6 protein-coding genes are annotated in these 5,778 nt (G+C 66.1%); all 6 read left to right on the top strand.

Features of this window, described 5'->3' with window-relative positions; all coding sequences use genetic code 11:
• Positions 1-244, top strand: a 244-nt coding sequence (locus QH196_RS00915) for a winged helix-turn-helix domain-containing protein (RefSeq protein WP_280413831.1), incomplete at its 5' end; no start/stop codon positions are given.
• 2 nt (positions 245-246) lie between these two features.
• The gene (gene mshD, locus QH196_RS00910) at positions 247-1,170 is read left to right on the top strand and encodes a mycothiol synthase (RefSeq protein WP_432279404.1); all 924 of its coding nucleotides are present in this window, start codon (positions 247-249) and stop codon (positions 1,168-1,170) included.
• 256 nt (positions 1,171-1,426) lie between these two features.
• Positions 1,427-2,536 carry a phosphate ABC transporter substrate-binding protein PstS gene (pstS, locus tag QH196_RS00905; RefSeq protein ID WP_280413830.1) on the top strand — a complete coding sequence of 370 codons (1,110 nt, stop codon included), beginning with the start codon at positions 1,427-1,429 and terminating at the stop codon, positions 2,534-2,536.
• Between the two features lie 88 nt (positions 2,537-2,624).
• On the top strand, positions 2,625-3,596 hold the full coding sequence (gene pstC / locus QH196_RS00900) for a phosphate ABC transporter permease subunit PstC (RefSeq protein WP_280413832.1): 972 nt from the start codon (positions 2,625-2,627) through the stop codon (positions 3,594-3,596).
• Positions 3,596-4,501: a phosphate ABC transporter permease PstA gene (gene pstA / locus QH196_RS00895; protein ID WP_280413829.1), complete on the top strand. Its 906-nt coding sequence runs from the start codon at positions 3,596-3,598 to the stop codon at positions 4,499-4,501. The genes pstC and pstA overlap by 1 nt, the downstream gene beginning before the upstream one ends.
• A 19-nt stretch (positions 4,502-4,520) precedes the next feature.
• On the top strand, positions 4,521-5,297 hold the full coding sequence (pstB, locus tag QH196_RS00890; RefSeq protein ID WP_033244108.1) for a phosphate ABC transporter ATP-binding protein PstB: 777 nt from the start codon (positions 4,521-4,523) through the stop codon (positions 5,295-5,297).
• The last annotated feature ends 481 nt before the right edge of the window (positions 5,298-5,778 follow it).

The raw sequence follows: 5,778 nt of genomic DNA, 5'->3' as shown, positions 1-5,778 counted from the left end.
GGAGGTGTGGGGGTACGACTTCTTCGGCGGCACCCGCACGGTCGATGTGCATGTGCGGCGGTTGCGGGCGAAGCTGGGCAGCGAATACGAATCGCTGATCGGTACGGTCCGCAATGTGGGTTACAAGGCTGTGCGACCGGCGCGGTCGCAGAACAAGGGCGATGCCGAATCCCGCGCGGGTAACGGTGACCGCGAGGGTGCGGAAGAGGATTCGATGGCCCCGGTGAACGGTACGGTCCAGTGAGTGTGGAAGCGGTGCCCGATATCGAATTGCGCTGGGTGGACGGTGCGCTCGGCAACGGTGACGAGGTGAGTGCCCTGCTGGCTGCCGCCGCTGCGGCCGACGGTGTCGCACCGGTCTCCGAACAGGGGCTGCTGGCGTTGCGAGGGGATTCGCCGGTCCGGCATCTGCTCGCTCTGAGTGACGGTGCGGTGGCCGGATACGCGGGTCTCACTCCGGCGCACGACGAGCACCCTGCCATGGCCGAGGCCGCCGTGGCGCCCGAGCATCGCGGCCGGGGCATCGGCCGGGAACTGGTGGGCGCCGTGCTCGCCGCCGGCGGTAGCGGGGCCCGGGTATGGGCGCACGGGAAGCTGCCCGCGGCGGAAGCGGTCGCGGCCCGGCTGGGGCTGGTCGCGGCGCGTGAGCTGTGGCAGATGCGCCGGCCGTTGGCAACTCCACAGCTACCGGAGGTGGAGGTCCCGGCGGATATCGTGGTTCGTCACTACGCCGGCCCGGCCGATGATGCCGAACTGCTGCGGGTCAACAACGCAGCCTTCGATTGGCACCCTGAGCAGGGGGGATGGACCGAGTCCGAACTGGCGCAGCGTCGCGCCGAATCCTGGTTCGACCCGGCGGGGCTGTTTCTGGCCTTCGCCGCCGACGATCCCGGCCGGTTGCTCGGTTTCCACTGGACCAAGGTCCACCACGACGAGGATCCGCCGGCCGGTGAGGTCTATGTGGTGGGTATCGATCCCGCCGCGCAGGGCCGCGGGCTCGGCCGGTTGCTCACGCTGATCGGCCTGCACCACCTGCGGGACGCCGGCCTGGGCGAGGTGCTGCTGTACACCGAGGCCGACAACACCGCCGCCGTCCGGACCTACAGCCGTCTCGGTTTCGGTCCCGCGCATATCGATATCGCCTACGCGGCGCCGGACGGCGACGGATAAAAGCGACCGTCCGGGGGCGTCCGAGAGTGCGCTGAGTAACAGCGCGGCAAATATCACACATATCGGGCGCCATCACTCCGCCGGTGTTCACTTTCCGTTCACTCGCCCTGGTCCGGCTGTCTACCGACGGCCCCTAGGTTGATTCTGGGCGGTCGTGGGCCGCCTGGTGTGCAAGTTCCCCCGCGAACAGTCACATCATGAGGCCCGTCCGGGCCGGTGAGGGACCGGGCGAGCAGGATGTATCCGGAGGACTGGAGTGAAGTTCAAGCGCAGCAGCGCCATCGTCGGCGTTCTCGCCGCCGCGATCCTGCCGTTGGCTGCCTGCGGCAGCGACGACAACACCGGCGCAACCGGTGTCGAGGCCAACGCCGACGTCCAGTGCGGTGGCACGGAAGCACTCAAGGCCAGCGGTTCGTCGGCGCAGAAGAACGCCGTGGAGCGTTTCACCGCCGCCTACGAAACCAACTGCGACGGCCAGACCCTCAACTACACCTCGAGCGGTTCGGGTGCGGGTGTGAAGGAATTCCTCGGCGGCCAGACCGATTTCGCCGGTTCCGACTCGCCGCTGAGCGAATCCAAGGGCGAGGTGGCGAAGGCCGCCGAGCGCTGCGCCTCGCCGGCCTGGAACCTGCCGACCGTATTCGGCCCGATCGCCATCACCTACAACGTCGCCGGCGTCGCCGATCTGGCGCTCGACGGCCCGACCATGGCCAAGATCTTCAACGGCACCGTCAAGACCTGGGACGCGCCCGAGATCAAGGCGCTCAACCCGGACGCCCAGCTGCCGGCCCAGCCCATCAAGGTCATCTACCGGTCCGACGAGTCCGGTACCACCGACAACTTCCAGCTCTACCTCGACGCGGCCTCCGACGGCGCCTGGGGCAAGGATGCGGGCAAGGTCTTCAACGGCGGCGTCGGTGAAGGTGCCAAGGGCAACGAGGGCACCTCGGCCGCGGTGAAGTCGACCCCGAACTCGATCTCCTACAACGAGTGGTCCTTCGCCAAGGCGCAGAACCTCTCCCAGGTGCGGGTCATCACCTCTGCCGGGCCGGAGCCGGTCGAACTCACCTCGGAGACCGCGGGCAAGGCGATCGACGGCGTGAAGATCAAGGGCGAGGGCAACGATCTGGTGCTCGACACCTCGTCGTTCTACAAGCCCACCGAAGCCGGTTCCTACCCGATCATCCTGCCGACCTACGAGATCGTCTGCTCGAAGTACGCCGACGGTGAGGTCGCCGCCGCGGTCAAGGGGTTCCTGACCTCGGCCGTCACCAACGGCCAGGAAGGCCTGGAGGACAACGGCTACGTACCGATCCCGGAGCAGTTCAAAACCAAGCTGACCACGGCGATCAACGCCATCTCCTGATAGTGCGAATATGACAGTCAACCCAGAGGTAGCCTCCGCGGGCTCGTCCACCGGGGCGAGCCTGCGTAAGGCCGGAGACACCGCATCCATGTCGAGCGAACCGAACAAATCGCCGCTGAGCCCGCAGGGCGGCGGGCACGGCCGGCGGGCCGAACAGGTCTTCAAATCGCTGGCCGTAGCCGCCGCCGCGATCATCGTGGGCTCGATCGCATTGATCGCGTTGTTCCTGCTCATCCGCGCGGTGCCTTCGCTCGGGGCTGACCAGGTGAACTTCTTCACCAGCACGGAGTTCAACACCGGCGATGCGGACAACCTCCGCTTCGGTATCCGCGATCTGTTCATGGTGACGGTGTTGAGCTCCGCGTTCGCGCTCATCATCGCGGTGCCGATCGGGGTCGGTATCGCGCTGTTCCTTACTCGCTACGCACCGAAACAGCTGGCCCGCCCGTTCTCGATGCTGACCGATCTGCTGGCCGCGGTGCCCTCGATCGTGTACGGCCTGTGGGGGCTGCTGGTGCTGGCGCCCTACCTGAAACCGATCCAGCATTTCCTCAACGACAACCTGGGCTGGTTATTCCTGTTCGCCGACGGCAATGTCTCCATCGCCGGCGGCGGCACGATCTTCACCGCCGGAATCGTCCTGGCCGTGATGATCCTGCCGATCATCACCTCGGTCGCCCGGGAAGTGTTCGCGCTGACACCCACCGCGCATATCGAGGCGGCCCAGGCGCTCGGCGCCACCAAATGGGAAGTCGTGCGGATGACCGTGCTGCCCTACGGGCGTAGCGGTGTCATCGCCGGCTCCATGCTCGGACTGGGCCGGGCCCTCGGCGAGACGATCGCCGTGCTCCTCATCCTGAAAACATCGGCGGACGCGGGCGGCTGGTCGCTGTTCGACGGCGGTTTCACCTTCGCCTCCAAAATCGCATCGGCCGCCGCCGAGTTCAGCGCGCCGCTGCCGACGGGTGCCTATATCGCGGCGGGCTTCGTGCTCTTCGTACTGACGTTCGTGGTCAACGCGCTGGCCCGGTTCGTGGCCGGTGGAAAGGTGAACGGCTGATGACCACCATGACCAAATTCGATCAGCCGATCAAGGCGCCGACCTTCCGCGATGTGAGCACCGCGCGGAAGATCAAGAACAATGTCGCCACCGGGCTGTTCACACTGTGCTTCCTCATCGCCCTCATCCCACTCGGCTGGGTACTGGGGATGGTGATAGCCAACGGTTTCGAGGCGATCCTCTCGCTGGACTGGTGGCAGAACTCGCAGAAGGGCATTCTGCCCGACCAGAGTGGTGGCGGTGTCTACCACGCGATCTACGGCACCATCGTGCAATCGGCGGTTGCGGCCGTGATCGCGGTACCGCTGGGCATCATGGCCGCGATCTACCTGATCGAATACGGCACCGGCCGCTTCGCCAAGGTGACCACCTTCATGGTCGATATCCTGGCCGGTATTCCCTCGATCGTCGCCGCGCTGTTCGTCTTCGCCCTGTGGATCGCGACCCTGGGCTTCCCGCAGAGCTCCTTCGCGGTCGCCCTGGCCCTGGTGTTGCTGATGCTGCCGGTGGTGGTGCGCAACACCGAGGAAATGCTCAAACTCGTCCCCGACGAACTGCGCGAAGCCTCCTATGCGCTCGGTATCCCGAAATGGAAGACGATCGTCAAGGTCGTCATCCCGACCGCCCTGCCGGGCATGATATCCGGCATCCTGCTCGCGCTGGCCCGCGTCATGGGCGAGACCGCGCCGGTGCTGGTGCTGGTCGGCTACAGCAAGTCGATCAATATGAATATCTTCGACGGCAATATGGCCTCGCTGCCGCTGCTGATCTACCAGGAACTGGCGAACGCGGAAGACGCGGGACGCCAGCGCGTATGGGGTGCGGCGCTGACGCTCATCCTGCTGATCGCATTGCTCTACCTGGCGGCCGCGGGTGTCAACAAGTTCCTGATGCGGAACCGATAAGGCGGAAACGGAAAAATAGATGGCCAAGCGCATCGATATCAAAGACCTGAACATCTACTACGGCAAATTCCATGCCGTCGCGGATGTCTCGCTGAACGTCTTGCCGCGCAGCGTGACCGCTTTCATCGGCCCCTCCGGATGCGGTAAATCCACCGTGCTGCGGTCGCTGAACCGGATGCACGAGGTGACCCCGAACGCCAGCGTCTCGGGTGCGGTCATGCTCGACGGCGAGGACATCTACGGCTCCCAGGTGGACCCGGTGGGCGTGCGCCGCACCATCGGCATGGTGTTCCAGCGCCCGAACCCGTTTCCCACCATGTCCATTCGCGACAATGTGGTGGCGGGCCTGAAACTGCAGGGCATGCGCAACAAGTCCGAACTGGACGAGGTCGCGGAACGCTCGCTGCGCGGCGCGAACCTGTGGAACGAGGTGAAGGACCGGCTCGACAAGCCGGGCGGCGGCCTGTCCGGTGGCCAGCAGCAGCGTCTGTGTATCGCCCGCGCGATCGCGGTCTCCCCGGATGTACTGCTGATGGACGAGCCCTGTTCGGCGCTGGACCCGATCTCCACGCTGGCGATCGAGGATCTGATCACCGAGCTGAAGAAGGAATACACGATCGTCATCGTCACCCACAACATGCAACAGGCGGCGCGGGTGAGCGATAAGACCGGATTCTTCAACCTGGAAGCCCAGGGCAAACCGGGCCGGCTGGTCGAGATCGACGATACGGAGAAAATCTTCTCAAACCCGGGCGAGAAAGCCACCGAGGATTACATCTCGGGCCGCTTCGGGTGAATCGTGTGCATGGCCGGGTCTTTCGCTGGCGGGGGTTGGGCCCGTGGTCCCTGGTCTCGCGGTAGATCTTCCGTGAAGCGCGGTGTGGTCGTTGTTGCGCTGTCTCGGGTGGTGTGAAGTCTCGGGGCTCTGGATATGTCGGTCCGCGGAGACCATCCGTGAAGGGCGGGGTTGCAATTTTGGAGGCAGCCCCGCGGCGACGGGTTGGGGGTCTGGTGACCCTGCTATCGGGGTGGACGATCGGTGAAGGGGCGGGCTGTAATTTTGGAGGCGCTCCGCGCCTCGAGGGTGGGGCCCTTGCGGGCCCGGTTGTTAACAACCGGGGGGGGGGGGGGGGGGGGGGCCGCCCCCCCCGCGGCGGCCCCGCCCGCGCCCCCCCCCCCCCCCCCCCCCCCCCCCCCCGGTCCTTAAACCCCGGGCCCCGCAAGGGCCCCACCCTCGAGGCGCGGAGCGCCTCCAAAATTACAGCCCGCCCCTTCAC

Source organism: Nocardia carnea, from assembly GCF_029868325.1.
GTDB lineage: Bacteria > Actinomycetota > Actinomycetes > Mycobacteriales > Mycobacteriaceae > Nocardia > Nocardia carnea_C.
The sequence above is the reverse complement of the archived record's forward strand: the minus strand, read 5'-3'. Positions and strand labels throughout refer to the sequence as shown.

What these genes read in the sequence shown, in the direction of transcription:
- pstC (WP_280413832.1), top strand. Translation starts at nt 2,625, where the DNA reads ATGTCGAGCGAACCGAACAAATCGCCGCTGAGCCCGCAGGGCGGCGGG.
- pstA (WP_280413829.1), top strand. Translation starts at nt 3,596, where the DNA reads ATGACCACCATGACCAAATTCGATCAGCCGATCAAGGCGCCGACCTTC.
- pstB (WP_033244108.1), top strand. Translation starts at nt 4,521, where the DNA reads ATGGCCAAGCGCATCGATATCAAAGACCTGAACATCTACTACGGCAAA.